The 19,571-nt window shown below is 52.5% G+C and carries 17 protein-coding genes; 16 read left to right on the forward strand and 1 reads right to left on the reverse strand.

Going from position 1 to position 19,571, the window contains the following annotated elements:
- Positions 1-12: 12 nt before the first annotated feature.
- The 13 genes from RDU59_03805 (at position 13) to RDU59_03865 (ending at position 13,413) form a co-directional block, all read left to right on the forward strand.
- Complete coding sequence (locus RDU59_03805; GenBank protein ID MDQ7837600.1) at positions 13-1,005, forward strand: 3-dehydroquinate synthase II; 993 nt, start codon at positions 13-15, stop codon at positions 1,003-1,005.
- A complete protein-coding gene (aroD, locus tag RDU59_03810) occupies positions 1,002-1,676 on the forward strand; it encodes a type I 3-dehydroquinate dehydratase (protein MDQ7837601.1) in 675 nt (224 codons plus the stop codon). The genes RDU59_03805 and aroD overlap by 4 nt, the downstream gene beginning before the upstream one ends.
- Positions 1,676-2,509: a shikimate dehydrogenase gene (locus RDU59_03815; protein ID MDQ7837602.1), complete on the forward strand. Its 834-nt coding sequence runs from the start codon at positions 1,676-1,678 to the stop codon at positions 2,507-2,509. The genes aroD and RDU59_03815 overlap by 1 nt, the downstream gene beginning before the upstream one ends.
- On the forward strand, positions 2,506-3,771 hold the full coding sequence (aroA, locus tag RDU59_03820) for a 3-phosphoshikimate 1-carboxyvinyltransferase (GenBank protein MDQ7837603.1): 1,266 nt from the start codon (positions 2,506-2,508) through the stop codon (positions 3,769-3,771). The genes RDU59_03815 and aroA overlap by 4 nt, the downstream gene beginning before the upstream one ends.
- Positions 3,764-4,303 carry a shikimate kinase gene (locus RDU59_03825; GenBank protein MDQ7837604.1) on the forward strand — a complete coding sequence of 180 codons (540 nt, stop codon included), beginning with the start codon at positions 3,764-3,766 and terminating at the stop codon, positions 4,301-4,303. Before aroA ends, RDU59_03825 begins: the two co-directional genes overlap by 8 nt.
- An 18-nt stretch (positions 4,304-4,321) precedes the next feature.
- Positions 4,322-5,389, forward strand: a complete 1,068-nt coding sequence (gene aroC / locus RDU59_03830) for a chorismate synthase (protein MDQ7837605.1) — start codon at positions 4,322-4,324, stop codon at positions 5,387-5,389.
- Positions 5,382-6,170 carry a prephenate dehydrogenase/arogenate dehydrogenase family protein gene (locus RDU59_03835; protein ID MDQ7837606.1) on the forward strand — a complete coding sequence of 263 codons (789 nt, stop codon included), beginning with the start codon at positions 5,382-5,384 and terminating at the stop codon, positions 6,168-6,170. The genes aroC and RDU59_03835 overlap by 8 nt, the downstream gene beginning before the upstream one ends.
- A gap of 373 nt (positions 6,171-6,543) precedes the next feature.
- On the forward strand, positions 6,544-7,887 hold the full coding sequence (locus tag RDU59_03840; protein MDQ7837607.1) for a (Fe-S)-binding protein: 1,344 nt from the start codon (positions 6,544-6,546) through the stop codon (positions 7,885-7,887).
- A 325-nt stretch (positions 7,888-8,212) separates the two neighbouring features.
- Positions 8,213-9,478, forward strand: a complete 1,266-nt coding sequence (locus tag RDU59_03845; protein MDQ7837608.1) for a WD40 repeat domain-containing protein — start codon at positions 8,213-8,215, stop codon at positions 9,476-9,478.
- 17 nt (positions 9,479-9,495) lie between these two features.
- Positions 9,496-10,155, forward strand: coding sequence for a nitrate reductase (locus RDU59_03850; protein MDQ7837609.1), 660 nt, complete (start codon positions 9,496-9,498; stop codon positions 10,153-10,155).
- 44 nt (positions 10,156-10,199) lie between these two features.
- The gene (locus tag RDU59_03855; GenBank protein ID MDQ7837610.1) at positions 10,200-11,540 is read left to right on the forward strand and encodes a (Fe-S)-binding protein; all 1,341 of its coding nucleotides are present in this window, start codon (positions 10,200-10,202) and stop codon (positions 11,538-11,540) included.
- A 116-nt stretch (positions 11,541-11,656) separates the two neighbouring features.
- Positions 11,657-13,072 (forward strand): sigma 54-interacting transcriptional regulator, encoded by a 1,416-nt coding sequence (locus RDU59_03860; GenBank protein ID MDQ7837611.1) that lies wholly within the window; start codon positions 11,657-11,659, stop codon positions 13,070-13,072.
- A 5-nt stretch (positions 13,073-13,077) separates the two neighbouring features.
- Positions 13,078-13,413 carry a hypothetical protein gene (locus tag RDU59_03865; protein ID MDQ7837612.1) on the forward strand — a complete coding sequence of 112 codons (336 nt, stop codon included), beginning with the start codon at positions 13,078-13,080 and terminating at the stop codon, positions 13,411-13,413.
- Here the strand turns inward: RDU59_03865 and RDU59_03870 are convergent.
- Complete coding sequence (locus RDU59_03870) at positions 13,400-13,891, reverse strand: C-GCAxxG-C-C family protein (GenBank protein MDQ7837613.1); 492 nt, start codon at positions 13,889-13,891, stop codon at positions 13,400-13,402. The two genes, RDU59_03865 and RDU59_03870, sit on opposite strands and share 14 nt — an antisense overlap.
- 549 nt (positions 13,892-14,440) lie before the next feature.
- On the opposite strand from RDU59_03870, the gene RDU59_03875 reads away from it, so the two are divergent.
- The 3 genes from RDU59_03875 to RDU59_03885 all read left to right on the forward strand — a co-directional run bounded on the left by RDU59_03875 (position 14,441) and on the right by RDU59_03885 (position 19,567).
- Positions 14,441-16,903, forward strand: a complete 2,463-nt coding sequence (locus RDU59_03875; GenBank protein ID MDQ7837614.1) for a hydrogenase iron-sulfur subunit — start codon at positions 14,441-14,443, stop codon at positions 16,901-16,903.
- Entirely contained in the window at positions 16,893-17,906 is a 1,014-nt protein-coding gene (locus RDU59_03880; GenBank protein ID MDQ7837615.1) for an oxidoreductase, read from the forward strand. Before RDU59_03875 ends, RDU59_03880 begins: the two co-directional genes overlap by 11 nt.
- 191 nt (positions 17,907-18,097) lie before the next feature.
- Positions 18,098-19,567: a Ni/Fe hydrogenase subunit alpha gene (locus RDU59_03885; protein ID MDQ7837616.1), complete on the forward strand. Its 1,470-nt coding sequence runs from the start codon at positions 18,098-18,100 to the stop codon at positions 19,565-19,567.
- Positions 19,568-19,571: the final 4 nt, after the last annotated feature.

The following is a 19,571-nucleotide window of genomic DNA, read 5'->3' on the forward strand; positions in this document are numbered from 1 at the left end:
AGGAAATCATATATGAAACAGATATGGGTGAAGGTTATCCCCTGGAAGAAGAAGCTGGTAACCACTGCCCTGGAAAATGGGGCAGATGCCCTGGTACTGGCAGAGGGTGATTCAGAGAAGGCCAAAAAACTCGGTCGTATTCCTACGGTGGCGCCGGATGGGGATCTCAAGTGGGGGGAAGATGTGGTGGAGGTGACTATCCGGGGATCGGAGGATGAAAAAGAGGTTGTCCGATTGGCCCAGACCAGGAAGGTCGTGGCCACGACCACGGACTGGACGGTTATTCCGCTTGAAAATATCGTCGCTCAAACCAATAATGTCCTCGTGGAGACGTCAAACCTGGAAGACGCCAGGACGGCCCTGGGGGTCCTGGAAAAAGGGGTAGATGGGGTGGTAATCAACGTCTCGGAACCGGCGGAGCTTAAGAAGATACTGACCTCTTTGCGGGAAACAGGCGGAGAGGCCCCGCTTACTATAGGCGAGGTGGTTTCCATAAAGACCCTGGGCATGGGAGACCGTGTGTGCATCGATACCTGCACGCAGATGGGGAAGGGTGAGGGCATGCTTATCGGCAATACCAGCCAGGCCCTCTTTCTGGTACATGCGGAGAGCGTAGAAAATCCGTATGTAGCTACCCGGCCCTTCCGAGTCAACGCCGGGCCGGTTCACGCCTACGTGCGCGTGCCCGGCGGCAAGACGCGCTACCTTTCCGAACTCAAGAGCGGCGATGAGGTGCTCATGGTCAACAGCCAGGGCAAGAGCGGACCGGTGGTGGTCGGCCGGGTTAAGATCGAGAAACGTCCCCTGGTTCTCATTGAAGCCCGGGCCGAAGGCAAGGTATTTTCCACTATCTTGCAAAATGCCGAGACTATACGGCTCACCAGACCGGATGGGGAGCCGGTATCCATCGTTTCCCTTAAGGAGGGAGACCAGGTCTTGATGTCTGTTGAGGCCGGCGGCCGCCATTTCGGCTATCATATAGAGGAGACGATTACCGAGAAGTGATCTGCGTTGCTGTTTCCGCACCCACCATGTCCGGTATGCTGGCCGCAATCAAAAAGGGACAGAAGGCGGCTGATGCCATAGAGCTGCGGCTGGACGGGCTTAAAGATCCAGACTTGGCTTCTCTTATTAAGGCAGCCCGGCCCAGGAAGGTCGTGGTAACCAACCGTTCGTCCAGGGAAGGCGGGATGTTTACCGGAAAAGAGGCGGATAGAATTAGTTCTCTTGCTGAGGCCATGGCCCTGGGGGCCGACTACATTGACCTTGAGTGGCGGACGGCGGCGCCGATAAAGGAAAGGCTGCTGGCAAATAAAAGGAAGACAAAGGTCATCTTTTCTTATCATGACTTCACCCATACGCCTTCCAGAAGGTCCCTGCTTAATGTATTGAAATCCATGCGTGCGGCCGGGGCCGATGTCGGTAAGATTGTGACCATGGCTACCTCGCCGGATGACAATATTACGCTTCTCTCTCTCCTTAGTTGGGCCCGTCAGCAGAAATTTCCTTTGATTGCCTTCTGTATGGGCGAGATGGGGAAGATCAGTCGTCTGGCCACCCTGCCCCTGGGAGGCTATATGACCTATGCCTCTCCCGGCCGCGGCCGGGAGACAGCGCCGGGACAGATCAGCGCCTTTACGCTCAGGCAGATCATGGACCAGATGGACCTTTCCTGATGTACCTGATTGATAGCGAAACACGCCTTTATTGTCTGATAGGTAATCCTGTAGCCAAGAGTCTCAGCCCGATCCTGCACAATGCGGCGTTCCGGGCCTTGGGCATTAATGCGGTATATCTCGCCTTTTGCGTGAGCGATCCGGCGGCGGCAGTGCAGGGTATAAGGTCTTTACCCATACACGGGGTGAGCGTCACCATCCCTCACAAAACGGCCATCTTGCCGTATGTGGATGACCTGGAGCCGCTGGCCCAGGCGATGGGGGCGGTAAATACCCTTTATTGGCAGGAAGAAAGGCTTATCGGGGCAAATACCGACGGCCTGGGGGCTGTTCTGGCCCTCAAGGAGAAGACGGAACTCTATGGCCGGAGATGTCTGATCCTTGGAGCAGGCGGCGCGGCCCGGTCTATCGCCTTTGCCCTTAAGACAGAGGGATGTCATGTAGTCCTTACCAATCGAACCGGAGAGAAGGGGAGGAGTCTGGCCGAAGAGATCGGTGTGGATTGGGTTCCTTTCGGAGAGTTTACACGGGATAAGGCAGATATGCTTATCCAGGCCACAAGCGTGGGCATGTACCCTAAAGCGGAAGAAAGTCTTGTGCCCCGCCAGTCCCTCGCGTCTTTCCCGGTGGTTATGGACATTGTCTATAAACCCCTTGAGACCAGATTGCTGAGAGAGGCCAGGCAAGAGGGCTGTCTTGCCATTGATGGACTCAATATGCTCATTTATCAGGCCGCGGCCCAATTCAGGTTGTGGACGGGGAAAGAGGCCCCGATTTCCGTGATGCGGCGTGAGGCCGATGACTACCTATCAGGGAAAGGAGTTTCTCGTTGATTACTGTAAGGCCGCAACGTTCTATAAAAGCAACCATTACTGTCCCCGGCTCAAAGAGTCTGACCCAACGGGCCCTGGTGACCTCCGCCCTGGCGGACGGCGAGAGCATTATCCGCGGGGCCTTGATCAGTGAAGATACGAACCTCCTGATAGAGGCGTTAAGGAGTCTCGGCGCTGAGATCGCGGTGGAAGCGGAAGATGTGGTAATAAACGGTACCGGCGGCCTTATAAAGATACCCAAAAAACCGCTTTACATGGGAAATAACGGGACCGGCATACGTTTTTTGACTGCGCTCAGCGCACTGGGAGGGGGCCGCATAGTGCTTACCGGCAGTCAGCGCATGGAAGAGCGCCCTATTCAGGACCTTCTGGATGTCCTGAACAAACTTGGCGCCGAGGCCATAAGTATAAACGGCACGGGTTGTCCGCCGGTAAAGGTGATGTCTCCATCCGGCACACTCCCGGGCGGTCCGGTTGGTATAGCAGGTCGTTCCAGCAGCCAGTTTATATCCGCCATTCTCCTGGTGGCCCCGTATGCCCGGAGAAAGGTCATTCTGGAGATTGAGGGAGAGATGGTCTCCACTCCCTATGTCTTCATGACCTTAAAGGTGATGAATGATTTTGGCATTTCTGTGCCCTGCAATGACTATCGTATTTTCGATATTCCCCAGGGGAGATACATCTCGCGGGTTTATACGGTAGAAGGAGATGCCTCCAATGCCTCCTATTTCTGGGCGGCGGCCGCGGTGACCGGCGGCCGGGTATGTGTGGAGAATGTATTTGCCGATACGATACAGGGCGATGCCGCCTTTTTAAATATTTTGGAGAAAATGGGTTGCCGGGTGGAAAAAGGCGACGACGGCATTACGGTCTTTGGCCCGGAGAGACTGCAAGGCGTAACGGTGGATATGAACAAATGGCCGGATATCGTGCCCACCCTGGCCGTCGTAGCGGCTCAGGCCGAAACCGAGACCGTTATCAGGAACGTAGCCCATCTGCGCATAAAGGAGACAGACCGCCTCCGTGCCGTGGCTACCGAATTGAGAAAGATCGGCGCTCAGGTGGAGGAATTGCCGGATGGCCTGGTTATCCGCAAGGGGGGGCCATGCGGCGGAGTTATCGAAACTTATAACGATCACCGTATAGCCATGAGCTTCGCCGTGGCCGGCCTGGTAACGCCGGATATTTCCATTGCAGGAGAAGAGTGCGTGGCTAAATCATTCCCGAATTTTTGGGAGACATTTGATCAACTCTATGCCTAAAAAACCTCTGGCAAAGATCGTTCTTATTGGTTATCGTGGTTCCGGGAAGACCACGGTAGGCCGGAGGTTAGCGGAGAGATTGTCGGTGCTATTTACTGACACCGATATCCTGATCGAAGAGAAGGCCGGTATAACCATCAAAGAAATGGTGGAGAAAAAGGGATGGGCTTATTTCCGGGTAGTGGAAAAAGACGTCATTCGCGGTCTGGCCGGGGATAAAGCCATGGTAGTAGCGGCCGGCGGAGGCGCTGTCCTTGACCCGGAAAACCAGGCGCGCCTGAGAGAAGACAGTTTGGTTTTTTATCTGGCGGCGGATGAGGCCACGCTGGCCGGGCGTATTGCTAAAGATACCAGGACAGGTGACCAGCGGCCGTCTCTTACCGGGGAGACGGTAACGGCGGAAATCAGGGCGGTTTTGGAAGAGCGGGAGCCTGTTTATCGTAAGGCGGCCGACTATGTGATAAATACAGAAGGCCGGACGGCGGATGATATTGTTGAGAAAATAATAGGTATTATTGAGAATAGAAACTAAGACATAAAAGAGAGAGATATGGCTGGGAATACATTCGGTAAGGTATTTCGGGTTACCACGTGGGGGGAGTCCCATGGCCGGGCCCTGGGGGTAGTCATAGACGGCTGTCCTCCACTCATCCCTCTGAGCGAGGCGGATATACAGATTGATCTGGAGCAGCGTCGGCCGGGAAAGGCCGGGGTGGTTGCGACTACCAGGCGTAAGGAACCGGACGTGGTAGAGATTCTATCCGGTGTCTTTGCCGGGAAGACCACCGGCACGCCGATCTCGCTTATTATCTTTAACCGTGATGTGGACACCTCGGCCTATGAGCCTATCAAAGACCTCTTTCGTCCGGGGCATGGAGATTATACATACCTTAAGAAATATGGTATTCGCGATAACCGGGGGGGAGGCCGGGCCTCCGGACGGGAGACCGTGAGCAGAGTGGCGGCCGGCGCCGTAGCGCGTAAGCTTCTGGAGCGGGAGGGGGTACGGGTCATAGCCTATACCCTGGAACTGGGCGGCGTGCGTGCGGAAAAGATCGATTTGGCCGCGGCCGGGGAGAACTCCCTCTTTTGTCCGGATCCGGAGGCGGCGCTGCGGATGGAGGAAAGGATTAATGAGGTGCGTGCGCAGGGAGATAGCCTGGGCGGCATAGTGGAGACAGTGGCCAGGGGTTGCCCGGTTGGTCTTGGCGAACCGGTCTTTGACAAACTGGACGGTGATCTGGCCAGGGCTATGATGAGTATCGGGGCTGTCAAGGGCGTGGAGATCGGCTCTGGTTTTGAGGCCGCACGCCGTCCCGGCTCACAGAATAACGACTCTATTCTGCCGCACGGTTTTGCTACCAATAATGCCGGGGGCATATTGGCCGGTATCTCAAATGGGGATGACATAGTCGTGCGGGTGGCGGTAAAACCCATCCCATCCATTGCCAGGCCCCAGCAGACCGTAAATATTAACATGGAACCACGGGAAATAACGGTCGGCGGCCGGCATGATATCTCGGCCATCCCAAGGATCGTTCCGGTTTGTGCGGCCATGATGCGGCTCACCCTGGCGGATCATCTCCTGCGGCAGAGGGCTATCAAATTTCATGGATAAGAAGTCCATTACCATCGGCCTTGTCGGCGGCAGCGGAAGGATGGGGCAATGGTTTAGGCGTTTTTTTACGGCGGCCGGCTACAGTGTGGAGATAGCCGGTCGAAAGACCGCTATGACCCCGGTTGAACTGGCCAGGAAGAGCCGGGTTCTTATTGTTACTGTGCCTATTGATGTGACCTGCGCTACTATCAAAGAATTGGGGCCATATCTGGCGAAAGACGCCCTGTTCATGGATCTTACCTCCCTCAAGAAGGAACCGGTGGAGGCCATGCTTAAGTATTCTAAGGCCGAGGTTATCGGCGCCCACCCTTTATTCGGGCCGCGGGAAAGGTCGCTGAAAGGCAAAAATATTGTACTCTGTCCGGCACGGGGCAAGAAATGGCTGCCCTGGTTAAAAGACCTCTTTGGGTCTTACGGCGGACATTTAGAAATAATGTCCCCGGATGAGCATGACCGGGCCATGGCCATTGTGCAAGGACTTGTTCATGCGGCGCACATGGCTGTGGGTATGACCGTTGCCGGGAGCAAATTCCCTCTTTCTACCTTTGATAGTATATCTACACCCAACTTCAAAAAAAAGTTGCAACAAGTACGACGTCTGTTTAGCCAGGATCCTACCCTCTATGCCCAGATGCTTTTTTGCAATCCCTACGTCCTGCCGATCCTTGAGTCCTATATGGACAATCTGCACTATTTGGTTTCGGCTGTCCGAGGGAAAGAATCCGCGGCTATCGAGAAGGTCTTTGCCGGGGTTCGTCTCTATATCAAAAGCGGAAATTAGCAAACCATCCTTTAATTGATGGTTTCGTAAAAAAGGCTTTTCACCGCAGAGCACGCAGAGTCCGCAGAGAGAAACTGCAGACCATTCACTATGTTATCTCAGCGTTCTCGGCGACCTCTGCGGTGATTTTTAGTTTTTTGCGAAATCATCTTAATTGCCGTTACCTATCTGGTGCAAAAAAGCAACTCAACGTCGTCCAAAATTGCACTATTGCAACCCTATCATATCCCCGGCCCATCCTATAAATCCAGCAATTAAGGGATGTTAGGTAATTTTTTGTGCGAAAATATATTGGCACGTTTTATGCTTTACAGATATGTTTAACTTGCTAATTAGTCATCTCTTAGACGGTCTTTATGAGGAGGATATACTTATGGCAGTACCTGCAACTAAATTAAAAAAATGGGGAGAGATTATTGATGAGGGATTGGAACAAGGGGCAGCCAGGCTTACCTATGAGAAGATAGAGCAGGTCATCAACCAAGTATTAAGGGGGGAGACCGGGGCGCGGATGAAGGTCTATGTGGATACCTGCATCCACTGTGGGTTATGTTCCACCGCCTGTCATCAGTATCTTTCTAATAATGGCGATCCCGAATTTTCTCCGGTAGCAAAGGTCAAACGGACCATGTGGGAGATGCTCGATAAAAAAGGAAAGGTCAGCCCGGCGTTTATAAAAAAGGCTTCCGAGATTGCCTCTACAGAATGCAACATGTGCCGCCGCTGCAGTATGTTTTGTCCGTATGGGATTGATATAGCTTATATTATGTCTGTAGTTCGGAGAATTTGTCACTTGCTGGGGGTTACGCCCCTCTATATTCAGGATACAGCTCATAGCCACGCCGTTACCATGAATCAGATGTGGGTGAAAGAGGATGAGTGGGCAGATACCTTGCAGTGGCAGGAGGGGGAGGCCCAGGGGGAAGTGCCGAGTGTCCGTATTCCCCTTGATAAAGAGGGGGCAGATATCATGTATTCGGTCATCGGTCCGGAACCGAAGTTTTTGGCCCACCTTCTCTACAACGCGGCCGTTATTATGACCGTAGCCGGCGAAAATTGGACCATGTCTTCTTTGCCTGGCTGGGACAACAGCGATATGGCCATGTACACCGGTGATAACGAGGTGATGGGACGGGTTAAAAGGGCCCATTTTGAAAAAGCCGCCGAGTTGAGAGTAAAGAAGATTGTTATGGGCGAATGTGGTCATGCCTTTCGTTCCGTCTATGACGTGGGCAACCGGTGGCTGGGCTGGAAGATGCCGCCTATCCCGATTGTTCATGCTATCGAGTGGTATTATAACCTGATTAAAGACGGCCGGCTAAAGATAGCCAGAAAATTCGAGGAGCCGGTTACCCTGCACGATCCCTGTAACGTCATACGAGGGCGGGGATTACACGAGAAGGCAAGGTATGTTATCAAGGCCATCTGTAAAAATTTCATAGAGATGTATCCCAACCGGGAACACAACTATTGTTGCAATGCCGGGGGTGGAGTTATCAACTGTGGCCCCCCCTGGAAAACGAAACGGGTAGTGTCCAATAAAATAAAGGCCGAACAACTTGCTGCCACCGGCGCAAAGGTTTTAATTTCTCCCTGCCACAACTGTCACTCCGGACTGGAAGATATCGTTAGTTATTATAAATTAGGGATGCACGTCGTTTTTATCAGCGAGATTTTGATGAAAACCATAGAAATCCCGGATTCATTGCGAGCCTAAGGCGTTTTTGGCTCAAGTAAATATGAATTAGACAACGGCTCATTAGAGATAATGGGCCGTTGTTGTTTGAACCCAAAGCCAGGATACCGTTTTATTGGCCTGCCATAAAAAAAGAACTTGACCACAGCAATTAAGACATGCTAGATAGATATGAATCCTTATTCATCTTGTTATGTTTTTTGATGAAGGGTCGACCTTTGTCATGGATGGGTGAGTGATTACTTTTTAGCATTAAGACCGGCAGTCTGAGTGAATATGAATAACATGAGACCAGCCGTCTCATGCAATAAGGTTAGCTCTAGATGTTTGAAAAGGAGGCGGTACAATGTCCGAATCAAAAAAGTGGGATTGGGATACGAGCGAAGAATTAATCGCGACTACCAGTGAATGGAAGACTAAATTTACCCGGGTGCAAGAGCCGTATGTCAGCCCTGACGGTAAAAAAGTCGCAGCCATAGTAAGAAATGAGGATGGAACTTATACGGCCTGCGTAAATGGAGAGGCCTGGGAGAACACCTATGAAAACATGTGGAACCTGAGATTTGGTCCTGATGGCCGGTTGACGGCTATAGTTTCAGAGGCAGGTGAGTGGACGTTAGCTGTAGATGGTGTGCCCTGGGAGAATAAATTTGCCTATGTATGGGACACCAAGTTCAACGAAGATGGTCAGACCATAGCGGTTAAGATTCAGCAGGACACGCGGTATGGATTGGCGGTTAATGACCAGCCGTGGGAGAATTTATTTGAGCATATCGGCAAGTACGTCATGACGCCGGACGGGCAGCATATGGCCGCGGCAGTACAGGCAGTGCCGCTGGGCCAGGCCGAGGTTTTTAAGTTCAAGGATGAAGGTACCTGGACGGTAGCCGTGAACGGCAATGCCTGGGAGAAGATTTTTACCAATGTCTGGGGACTGGATATAACACCTGATGGGAAGCACGTGGCCGCCGAGGTCAGGATGGGTCTTTACGATTACACCATCGCCATGGACGGAGAGACTTGGGCCGAGAAATTCAGTTGCGCCTGGGAGCCTATATTCCGGCCTAAAATAAGCGATGCCTTGGCCATTGCGCCGGTGCGGGCGGCCGGCAAATGGACGTTGGCATCCAATGGCAAGCCGGTCTGGGACAGTAAATTCGTGCAGTGCTGGCATCAGACGTACAGCCCGGACGGCAGAAAACTGGCGGCCATTGTAGCCCCGTCTTTTGGACAATGGACGGTAGCTATTGACGGCAAACCGTGGGCAACCACATTTAATGAATTGGTTACGGATCTCACCTTCAGCCCGGACGGCAATCGTTTGGCAGCCATTGCCAAGGACGACGGTCACTGGAAGATAGTGGTGGATGGTACGCCCTGGCCGGCGATGTACGATATGGTATGGCCGCCGGTATTCAGTCCCGATGGTAGTAAGGTGGCGTCCAAGGTAGAGAAAGGCGGCAAATATACGATTGCGTTGAATGGAAAGCCCTGGCGTGAATGCGAGGCCCTCTGGAGTCCGGTCTTCAGCCCGGACGGAAAGAAGGTCTTGGTTCGATGCATAGAGGATGGCAAATACTATCGCCGTATCGTGCCGATATCAGAATTTTAGGTAAGGGGGGAAATATAATGCAGGGTATTTATGAGTTTGTGCGGGGTCCGCTACTGTGGTTAACCTTTATCGTTTTCATCGGAGGCAGCCTGTATAAGCTGATTCCAATGTATTATTTACTCAAAAAGAAAGAGGCCTTTGTCCTGAGCTATATGAGTCTCAAATATAGCCTGCGCTCCATCCTGCACTGGATCATACCTTTTGCCAGCGCAAATATGAGGCAGCGACCGATAATGACCGTTATGTCTTTTGTCTTTCATATCTGTCTCCTGGTGACACCTATTTTACTCCTTTCACATATTGTCCTCTGGGACGAATCGTGGAACCTAAGCTGGTGGGCGCTGCCGGATTGGATTGCCGACATCATGACCCTTGTGGTCATTGGCGCCTGCGTTTTCTTTGCTTTCCGGAGACAGATACTTCCCGAGGTGAAATATGTAACTTCTGCCGCGGATTACGTGATACTGGCCGTTACCGCCGCTCCGTTTATCACCGGCTTCCTGGCTTACCATCAGTGGATCGAGTACAGGACTATGCTTATTCTGCATATTCTGTCCGGGGAGATTATGTTGATGGCCATCCCCTTCACCCGGTTGGTCCATATGTTCTACTTCTGGTTTACCAGGGCCTATACGGGTTCTGAGTTTGGCGGCGTACGGCACGCCAGAGATTGGTAATTCGCGCTTCTACTTTGCGGAGGTCTTAAAAGGAGGATATACTCATGGCAGTACCTGCAACCAAGTTAAAGGAACAAAAAGAGATAATAGATGTAGGCCTGGAGGAAGGGGCGGCCAGGCTTACGTATGAAAGGATAGAACAGGTCATAAACCGCGTGATTACGGGTGAGATGGCGGCGCGTATGAAGGTCTATGTGGATACCTGTATCCACTGTGGTATGTGCTCCACGGCCTGTCATTATTACCTTTCCCATGGGACTCCCGAATGGGCGCCGGTAGGTAAGGTCAAACAGACCATGTGGGAGATACTGGAGAAGAAGGGCAGGGTAAGCCCGGAATTTATAAAGAGGGCCTCGATAATCGCCTCTACAGAATGTAATGTATGCCGGCGCTGCAGTATGTATTGTCCCTATGGTATTGATATAGCCTATATCATGGCCACCGTTCGGCGCATCTGTCATCTCTTGGGGGTAACTCCCCAATATATTCAGGATACGGCCCACAGCCACTCCGCGACCATGAACCAGATGTGGGTGAAAGAGGATGAGTGGATAGACACCCTCCAGTGGCAGGAAGGAGAGGCCCAGGCCGAGATACCCAGTCTACGTATCCCGCTCGACAAAGAGGGGGCGGACATTATGTATTCGGTCATCGGCCCTGAACCCAAATTCCGTGCCCAGCTCATATATCAGGCCGCGATCCTTATGACAGCAGCAGGAGTAAACTGGACTATGCCGTCTGGTCCCGGCTGGGATAACAGTGATATGGCCATGTTTACCGGCGACTTTGAGACGATGGGGCGCGTGAAGAGGACCCATTTTGAGACCGCTGCGAATCTCAGGGTGAAAAAAATCGTCATGGGTGAATGCGGTCATGCCTTTCGTTCTGTCTATGACGTGGGCAACCGGTGGCTGGGTTGGAAGATGCCGCCCATTCCGGTCATCCATGCCACGCAGTTCTATTATGAACTGCTCAAGGAGGGTAAGATCAAGATAGCGAGAAAGTTCAAGGAACCGGTTACCCTGCATGACCCGTGTAATATCGTCCGGGGACGCGGGCTCCATGAGATGATGCGTTATTTAGTCAATGCTACCTGTGAGAATTTTGTAGAGATGTATCCCAACCGGGAACACAACCATTGTTGTTGCGCCGGTGGAGGCGTAATTAACTGTGGACCGCCCTGGAAGACCAAACGTGTAGAGTCCAACAGTACCAAGGCAGAGCAGTTGGCGGCTACCGGGGTGCACATTTGCATTGCGCCCTGCCACAACTGCCACGGAGGGCTCGAAGACATTATTAATTACTATAAACTAAATATGCACGTCATGTTCTTTATCGATATATTGATGAAGACTATGGAGATTCCAGATTCGTTGAAGGCGTAGCGGCCTATTTGCTAAAGTGCAAGCACGAAAATGGCCCATCTTTGGATGGGCCATTTTTTTCTGTAAAATAACAAGCAGGATTTGCAAATCAAGAAAATAAGAGCTAATTTAATATCATGCCGTTCCAAAAACAACCGGATTGCAAACACGAGATTATCTTAGACAGCATAGCGGATGGTGTATTTACCGTAGATCTGGAATGGAAGATTACTTCCTTCAATTGTGCGGCTGAGAAGATTACCGGCATACCAAGAGAAGAGGCCATGGGCCGCTTATGCAGCGATGTCTTTCGGGCCAATATATGCGAGACGGATTGCGCCTTAAAAAAAACTATGCTGACCAAGAGGCAAATCATCAATAAGCCTGTCTATATAATAAACAACCGCGGTAAAAAGATTCCAATAAGCGTCAGCACGGCTGTATTTAAAGATGAACGCGGGAAAATCATAGGCGGTGTGGAGACCTTCCGGGACCTTTCTATGGTTGAGGAACTGCGAAAGGAATTGACCAAACGTCACCGTCTGGACGACATTATCAGCAAAAATCACGAGATGCAGAAGATTTTTGCCATCCTGCCGGAAATAGCCGCCAGTGAAAGCACCGTCCTTATCGAAGGCCCCAGCGGCTCCGGCAAGGAACTCTTTGCCAAGGCCATTCATAATCTAAGTCAGCGCCGCAAAAGGCCGTTTGTTGCGGTAAACTGTGCTGCTATGCCGGATACACTTTTGGAATCGGAGCTTTTTGGTTACGTGGCCGGGGCCTTTACCGATGCCAAGAAGAATAAGCCGGGCAGATTTGCCCTGGCCCAGGGGGGGACCGTCTTCCTGGATGAAATCAGCGACATTTCTCCGGCCCTTCAGATTCGGCTCTTGCGGGTCCTGCAGGAAAAGGAATTTGAACCCCTGGGGGGTACAAGACCAATTAAGGCCGATGTGCGTGTACTGGTCTCCACCAACAAAAGCCTGGAAGTCCTGGTGAAAGAAGGAAGATTTCGGGAGGACCTCTACTACCGCATCAACGTGATGAAGATCATCCTGCCGCCACTTTTGGAACGGAAAGAGGATATACCCCTCTTGATTGACCACATAATCGATCGTTTTAACCGGTTACGAGGAAAGGATATCTCCGGGGTGTCGGAAGAGACACTAGTCATCCTTATGCATCATGATTACCCCGGAAATGTTCGCGAACTGGAAAACATAATTGAACATGCCTTTATACTTTGCAAGTCTGGACTTATTAACCCAAGCCACTTGCCCTCCTGTCTCATACCAAAAGAGTCGGGCCAAATGTTCGCCCAGGTCGAAGATACGCCTGGGCGTGCGAATCTGTCCGCCCCAGCGGATCTGCCTATGGCACGACCGGTAAGGGCCAGTTTAACTGCCATGGAACGCCGGTTTATTTATGAGATCCTTATGAGTAACAATTGGAACCGGTTGGCCACAGCCCGGGAGCTTGGTATCAATAAAACCACATTATGGCGTAAAATGAAGAAGCTGAATATCAGTGCGCCGAAGCTAGGTCAGGGGTGATCGTTATGGAGAGATTCCGTAATTATGTGGGCAAAACTGTTGTTCTGGAGAAGGTTAAAGAAGCAGTGGCGCAAAATGCCTACGGGTTGGCCGGCCGGTACCTGCCCGATCCACCGGAAGATTTTGATGAATTTGAGTTTATCACTGACTGGGATGGAGAAAATAAACTGGCGTTGATGGTGACCGTGGAGATGATGAAGGTTAAAAGAATATTTTTTGGGATATCGTCCCCTGAGAATCCCGATGTGGTTAGAGGCTTATCCGATACAGAGCTGAAAGAACTCCTGGAGAAAAAAGGGGGCGTATTCGTAAGCTTTTTTGATCATATTACTCGAGGCTAGCCCGGCTGCCTGCCAGGATCAGGCTGGATTCCAATTCCTGTTCGTCTCTTATTTGTCTTGTTAGCCCTACGGTTTCCAGTAACTCCAGGGTGATATGAATCGCACCGACAATAAGTGGGTAGCAGACCTCAGTTGGTATTTTTGAGGTATCATGATCCAGGATATCGGCGCACGTATTCCCCGGATATTTGCAGATTAATTCATTAAATCGGGCCTCCATCTCTTCGATCAACAGATAAACGCCTCTATCTATCTTATCCACGGCAGCAAAGGTTAAGAGACAGCCCGCTCCGGTCAGGGCGCCGCAGGTTACCCCTTGAAAGCCCATGGCCCCAACCAGTCCGCCGGCGGCCTTGACCACATCATGGCTGTAGATGCCCAGTTCGCCGAGGCCGATATCAATAACGATCTGGCTACACAGAAGACCCCGTGCTGCCGCCTTTTTTACCTCTTCGTTAATGTATGCACGTGATGGCATAACCGTTTTTCTATCCACTTTTTGTGACGCTCCATTTTGCCGGGATGAATCAACGAGATTAGATGGTCACATATAATGGATGACATTGTTCCGGTCAAGCTTTTTGTTGCACCCTGATCCACCATCAAGGCATCATCTGCGGCGTTGCCTTCGATCGCTCCTCCTTGCGGCGTATTGCTCCATACGCCTCAGTCGTCGCTCCTCGGCGCCTTGCATCTAATATCTTGCTGGTGATCAGGGATACTCCATAACCTGCTGATTTTAATCTTGATAGCCAAATTAGACGGTGGATTTGGGTAAATCTCTTAAGGCTGAACATGCATAGCGAGCGCATACGATGCATTTTACCTTGCATACGGAGATTCCCCGTCCGCCGTAGGCGGACTGCGGGGAGCTTCAATTTATCTAATAGGGGGTTTACTTTTTTTACTAATATGTGATAAAAAAAGACATTCTGCTTTTGAGCAGCGGGGCAATACAGGTGAGGGCGGCTGGCAGGAAGACCTGATGGGTCGCCGGCAAGAGGCCGATTAACCGGAGGCGAAGGGAATGACAGTAGAAAGCACTTCCTCAGCAGTAAATAAACCGCGCATAGGCGTGTGGATATGTGATTGTCAGGGGCGCGTTTCCACGAACGTAGATACCGTGTCCCTTGTTGAGAGGGCGCGAGAGATGGACGCCGTGGTCACGGTGAGGCGCGTGGATGCGCTGTGCAACACAGAGGAACTGGCCCGGCTCCGGGCCGAACTTAAGGAGAACAACATCGATCGGTTCCTTTTTGCCGGGTGCTCCGCGCGCTCGTCGCTCCGTTTCCCCGAACAACAGATCAGCGCCGTGCTGGAAAGCACACAGATAGACAAGGCCATGTTTGAGGTGGCGAACATCCGGGAACAGTGCGCCTGGGTTCATGACGACCGGAAGGCAGCGACGGCCAAGGCCCTTGACGTGCTCCGCATGGCCTATGTCCGGTTGAAATTGGACACTCCGCGGGCGCCGGCGACTAAAATCGTACCCAGGTCCCTGGTTATAGGCGGCGGGCCGGCCGGTTTACAGACCGCCCAGGATCTTGCAGCCCTTGGTCAGCAGGTAACACTGGTAGAACAGGCTTCATACCTGGGGGGACGCATGTGTCAGATTCCCTTTCTCTTCCAGACCGAAAACTGGCCCGGGCGTTGCGTGAGTACGTGCGTAGGTCCGGTTCAGGCCGCAGGCAGCATGTTCCACCCGAATGTGGAATGCCTTACATCTTCGGAGGTTGCTGATATCGAAAGAGTTGATGGGAATTTTCGGGCGCGCCTTCGATTAGGTGCCCGTTTTGTGGATACGGAAAAATGTATTTCCTGTGGGAAGTGTGCCGAAGTATGTCCGGAGGAGATAGCGAGTGAGTTCGATGAAGGGCTGTTTAGCAGAAAGGCCATAGATAAAGATTTTCCGCGCGCAGTGCCGGATGCCTATAATATCCTGGAGCGAGCGTGCACCAGGTGCGGGAAATGCGTCGAGGTATGTCCGGCCGGGGCTATTAATCTTGCGGCGCAGGCGGAAGAAAAAGAAGAGGATTTCGGCGCTGTCTTTCTCTCTACAGGATTTGACACCTACGACCTTAGCCGGAACCGTGAGTTCAACTATGGCCTCCCCGATGTAATGTCGGGCATGGAATTTGAGCGGCTCCTCGACCGCGGAGTTCTACGCCCTTCGAACGGTCAGACTCCCCGACATATTGTCTTTGTGCTCTGCGCCGGATCAAGGGCGACCAGAGAAAAGAGAGGAGAGGGCGTTTCTTACTGCTCGAAGACCTGTTGCGGAATTACCATGAAACAGGTTGAGCGGCTGGGTCTCACCATGAATGAGACGGATATTACCGTGATCTACTACTATGATATAAGGGCCTACGAGAGGACCTTCGAGGCCATGTATGATCACGTGAAAAGGATGGGTATCGAGTTTTTGCAGGGGGAGATTGAAGGGATCACCGCGAGTGACGATGGGGTAAAGATTCGTGTCGCGCGACTGGAAGACGGATCTACTTCCGCCGGCGCTGCGCACACTTTTGATGCCGAAGGTTTTGTCATCCTGGATGCCGATCTGGTTGTCCTGGCCTCTGCCCAGACGCCCCGGAGAGAGGCACAGCCGCTGGTTCGTAAACTCGGCCTCCAGACCGACCAGTTTGGGTTTCCCATGGAAAACCAGCCGCGTATTTTCCGGCCCACAGAGTCCTTCGTGGACCGGGTGTATGTGGTCGGCGCTGCCGCCGGTCCGAAGGTCGTGCAGCAGAGTGTGGAGCAGGGCAGCGCCGCAGCGATGAAGGCCGCTCCCCACCTCATCAAAGGGGAAAAGGATCTCCTGAAGTTTGTGAGCCGCATTGATCCGGCCGCCTGTGTTCGTTGCCGGATCTGTGAGACGGTTTGCCCGCACGGGGCTATTAAGATTACGGAAAAGGGGGCGCTGAGTGATCCGGCATTTTGCCAGGGCTGCGGTTTTTGTATCGCGGCCTGTCCCACGCATGCTGCAGAGCTGATCAACTTCACGGAACAGCAGATTCTCGATCAGATCGATGTTGCCTTTCAGGGCGTACCCCCCGGCGCGCCTAAGATTCTGGCCCTGCTCTGTTACTGGTGTTCTTACTGTGGGGCGGATCTTGCCGGAGCGAGCGGTTTGAAGCTCCCGGTTAATTACCGCAGCATCCGTATTCGGTGTTCTTCGTCGGTGAATTCTGCGCTTGTTATGGAGATGTTCCGGCGCGGGGTGGACGGCATCCTCGTAGGTGGATGTCCGCCCGGGAGTTGTCATCACGTGAACGGAAACTACCTGGCGGACAAGAGGACGTCCCTGATGCAGAAACTGATGGCCCAACTGGGACTGAGTGAGAAGCGGCTGAAGTTTGATTACATAGGGGTGCCGCACTCGCAGAAGTTTGCCGATACCATAACTGCAATGGACCGCGACCTGCGTGAACTTGGTCCCAATCCGGTGGCCGTAAACACCAGGGAGAGGAGTGAGACTCATGGCAGATAAAAAAAAGATTGTGATGAACTGGGCGAGCGCTTGCGGGGGCTGTGACGTCTCCCTCCTTGATATTGAGGAGAAGATATTCAGTGTCCTGGATATCGCGGATATTCTTTACTGGCCGGTTGCTATGGACTTTAAGCGGCAGGATGTGCTGGCCCTGGGCCCGGAAAGTATCGACATCGGCCTTTTCAATGGGGCGGTGCGCACCTCAGAACAATTGGAAGACGCCCTGATGTTGCGTGAGCGCTGTAAGGTTTTGATTGCTTACGGCGCCTGTGCCTGCTTTGGCGGGATTCCGGGCTTGGCGAACCTCTCTGACCGGGCGGGCATTTTTGAGGTAGCCTACCACGAGACGCCATCTACGGTCAATCCAGAGGGCGTGAACCCGCAAACGGTGTGCCGGGTGCCTGAAGGAGAGGTCACTCTCCCCGAGTTTTTTGACACGGTGTACGCCTTAAACCAGGTGGTAAGGGTCGATTACTATCTGCCCGGATGTCCTCCTACCGAAGAGCGCATTCTTGATGCCGTAAACATAATCGCCGCCTATGCCCGTTCCGGAGAGCTTCCGCCTCCCGGGACGGTGGTTGCTTCGCAAAAGGCGCTCTGTGATGAGTGCCCGCGGGTCAGTACGCGAACCGGCGCGAGGATAGCCAGGATTAACCGGCCGCACGAGATAATCGCCGACCCCGGTCTTTGCTTCCTGGAGCAGGGAGTCCTCTGTATGGGGCCGTTTACCCGGGGGGGCTGCGGCGGGAAATGTATTAACGCGAATATGCCCTGTCGCGGCTGTTTCGGACCGACGGAAAGGATGCTGGACCCCGGCGCGGAGGCCCTGTCTGCCTTTGGATCAATCGTTGGCGCGGGAGGCGAGGATGCCCTGACCATACCGGAGATGAAGGCGGCGGTAAACAGCATTAAGGATCCGGTGGGGACTTTTTACCGGTTTACCTTGCCCACCGCCATTATCAACCGGACCCTCAAGGACGGTCGCAATAAGGTAAAAAAGTAGGGTAACAATTTAGCGCTTTTAAAAATGCGCTAAATCTCATTGCAAAATGGAAAATGCAACATGGAAAATGTAAAATTTCGGACAAAAACCATCAACATTTTGAATTTTGCACTTTGAATCTTGCATTTTGAATTGAAGTTTAGCCAGTTTTTCAAAAGGCTAAACTGATACAAAATAGGGAGATTATCAGCATGGCACAGAAGATTACCATCTCTCCGATAACCAGACTGGAAGGACATGGAAAGATCGATATCTTCCTTGATGACCAGGGAAATGTGAGCGATACCTACTTCCAGGTAGTAGAGCTGCGGGGTTTTGAAAAGTTCTGTCAGGGTCGCCCGGTGGAGGAGTTGCCGCGCATCATGCCCAAGATCTGCGGCGTCTGTCCCGGCGCTCACCATATGGCCTCTTCCAAGGCGGCGGATGCGGTTTATAATGTGAAGATTCCAACGGCGGCGCGTAAGTTGCGGGAACTCTTCTATAATGCGCATATCGCCCATAGTCATATCCTTCATTTCTTTGCCTTGGCCGCCCCGGATTTTATCCCCGGGGCTGAGGCCGATCCGGCGAGAAGAAACGTCATCGGCCTGATTGATGTTGTGGGCAAGGATGTCGGAGTCGAGGTGTTGAAGAACCGGGGGTATGCCCAGAAGATACAGGGCATTATTGCCGGCCATCCGATCCATCCTGTGGCCTCCATCCCCGGCGGGATGTCAAAGCCGTTGACCGGGGACGAGAGAAAAGAGATCGAACAAATGGGGAGATCTCTGGTTGCCTTTGCGCAGAAGAGCCTCAAAATCTTTGAAGACCTCGTGCTTGCTAATAAGAAATATGCCGACTTGATCCTGAGCGATATCTATCATCATGAGACGTATTATGCCGGCCTTGTTGATACTAAGGGGCACGTAAACTTTTATGACGGCCGGATACGGGTTGTGGATCCCAGGGGCGAGGAATTTGTCACATTTGATGCGGCAGATTACCTCCAGCACATCGGAGAACGTGTGGAGCCGTGGTCTTACCTGAAATTTCCCTATCTGAAGGCGGTAGGCTGGAAAGGGCTCGTAGATGGACCGGAGAGCGGGGTTTACCGGGTCAATTCCCTGGCCCGTCTGAATGTGGCGGAGGGCATGGCAACGCCCCTTGCACAGGAGGCCTATGAAAAGTTTTTCGCCTTTTTCGGTCGAAAACCCGTTCACAATACCCTGGCCTTCCACTGGGCACGGTTGATAGAAAACCTCTTTGCTTGTGAAGAGGTCCTCCGGCTGTCCCAGGACCCGGAGATTACCGATCCAAAGGTGCGGACCTTGCCCACGGAAAAGCCTACAGAAGGTGTAGGGGTGGTAGAAGCGGCGCGGGGTACGCTTTATCACCACTACATCACCGATGACCAGGGGATCGTCAAAAAGGTGAACCTGATTGTGGCTACCGTACAAAACAATGCCGCTATGGGTATGTCGGTCAAGAAGGCGGCCGGGAAGCTAATCAAAAACGGTGAGGTGGATAGCCGGCTGCTGGATATGGTGGAGATGGCTTTTCGGGCCTATGATCCATGCCTAGCCTGTGCCACCCATTGTCTGCCGGGGCAGATGCCTTTGGAGGTCAGGCTGATCCAACAGGGGAAACCAATCAAAACCCTGGCCAGAAATATGAGTAAATAGCAGG

It is taken from the genome of Thermodesulfobacteriota bacterium (genome assembly GCA_031082315.1).
Taxonomy (GTDB): domain Bacteria; phylum Desulfobacterota; class QYQD01; order QYQD01; family QYQD01; genus QYQD01.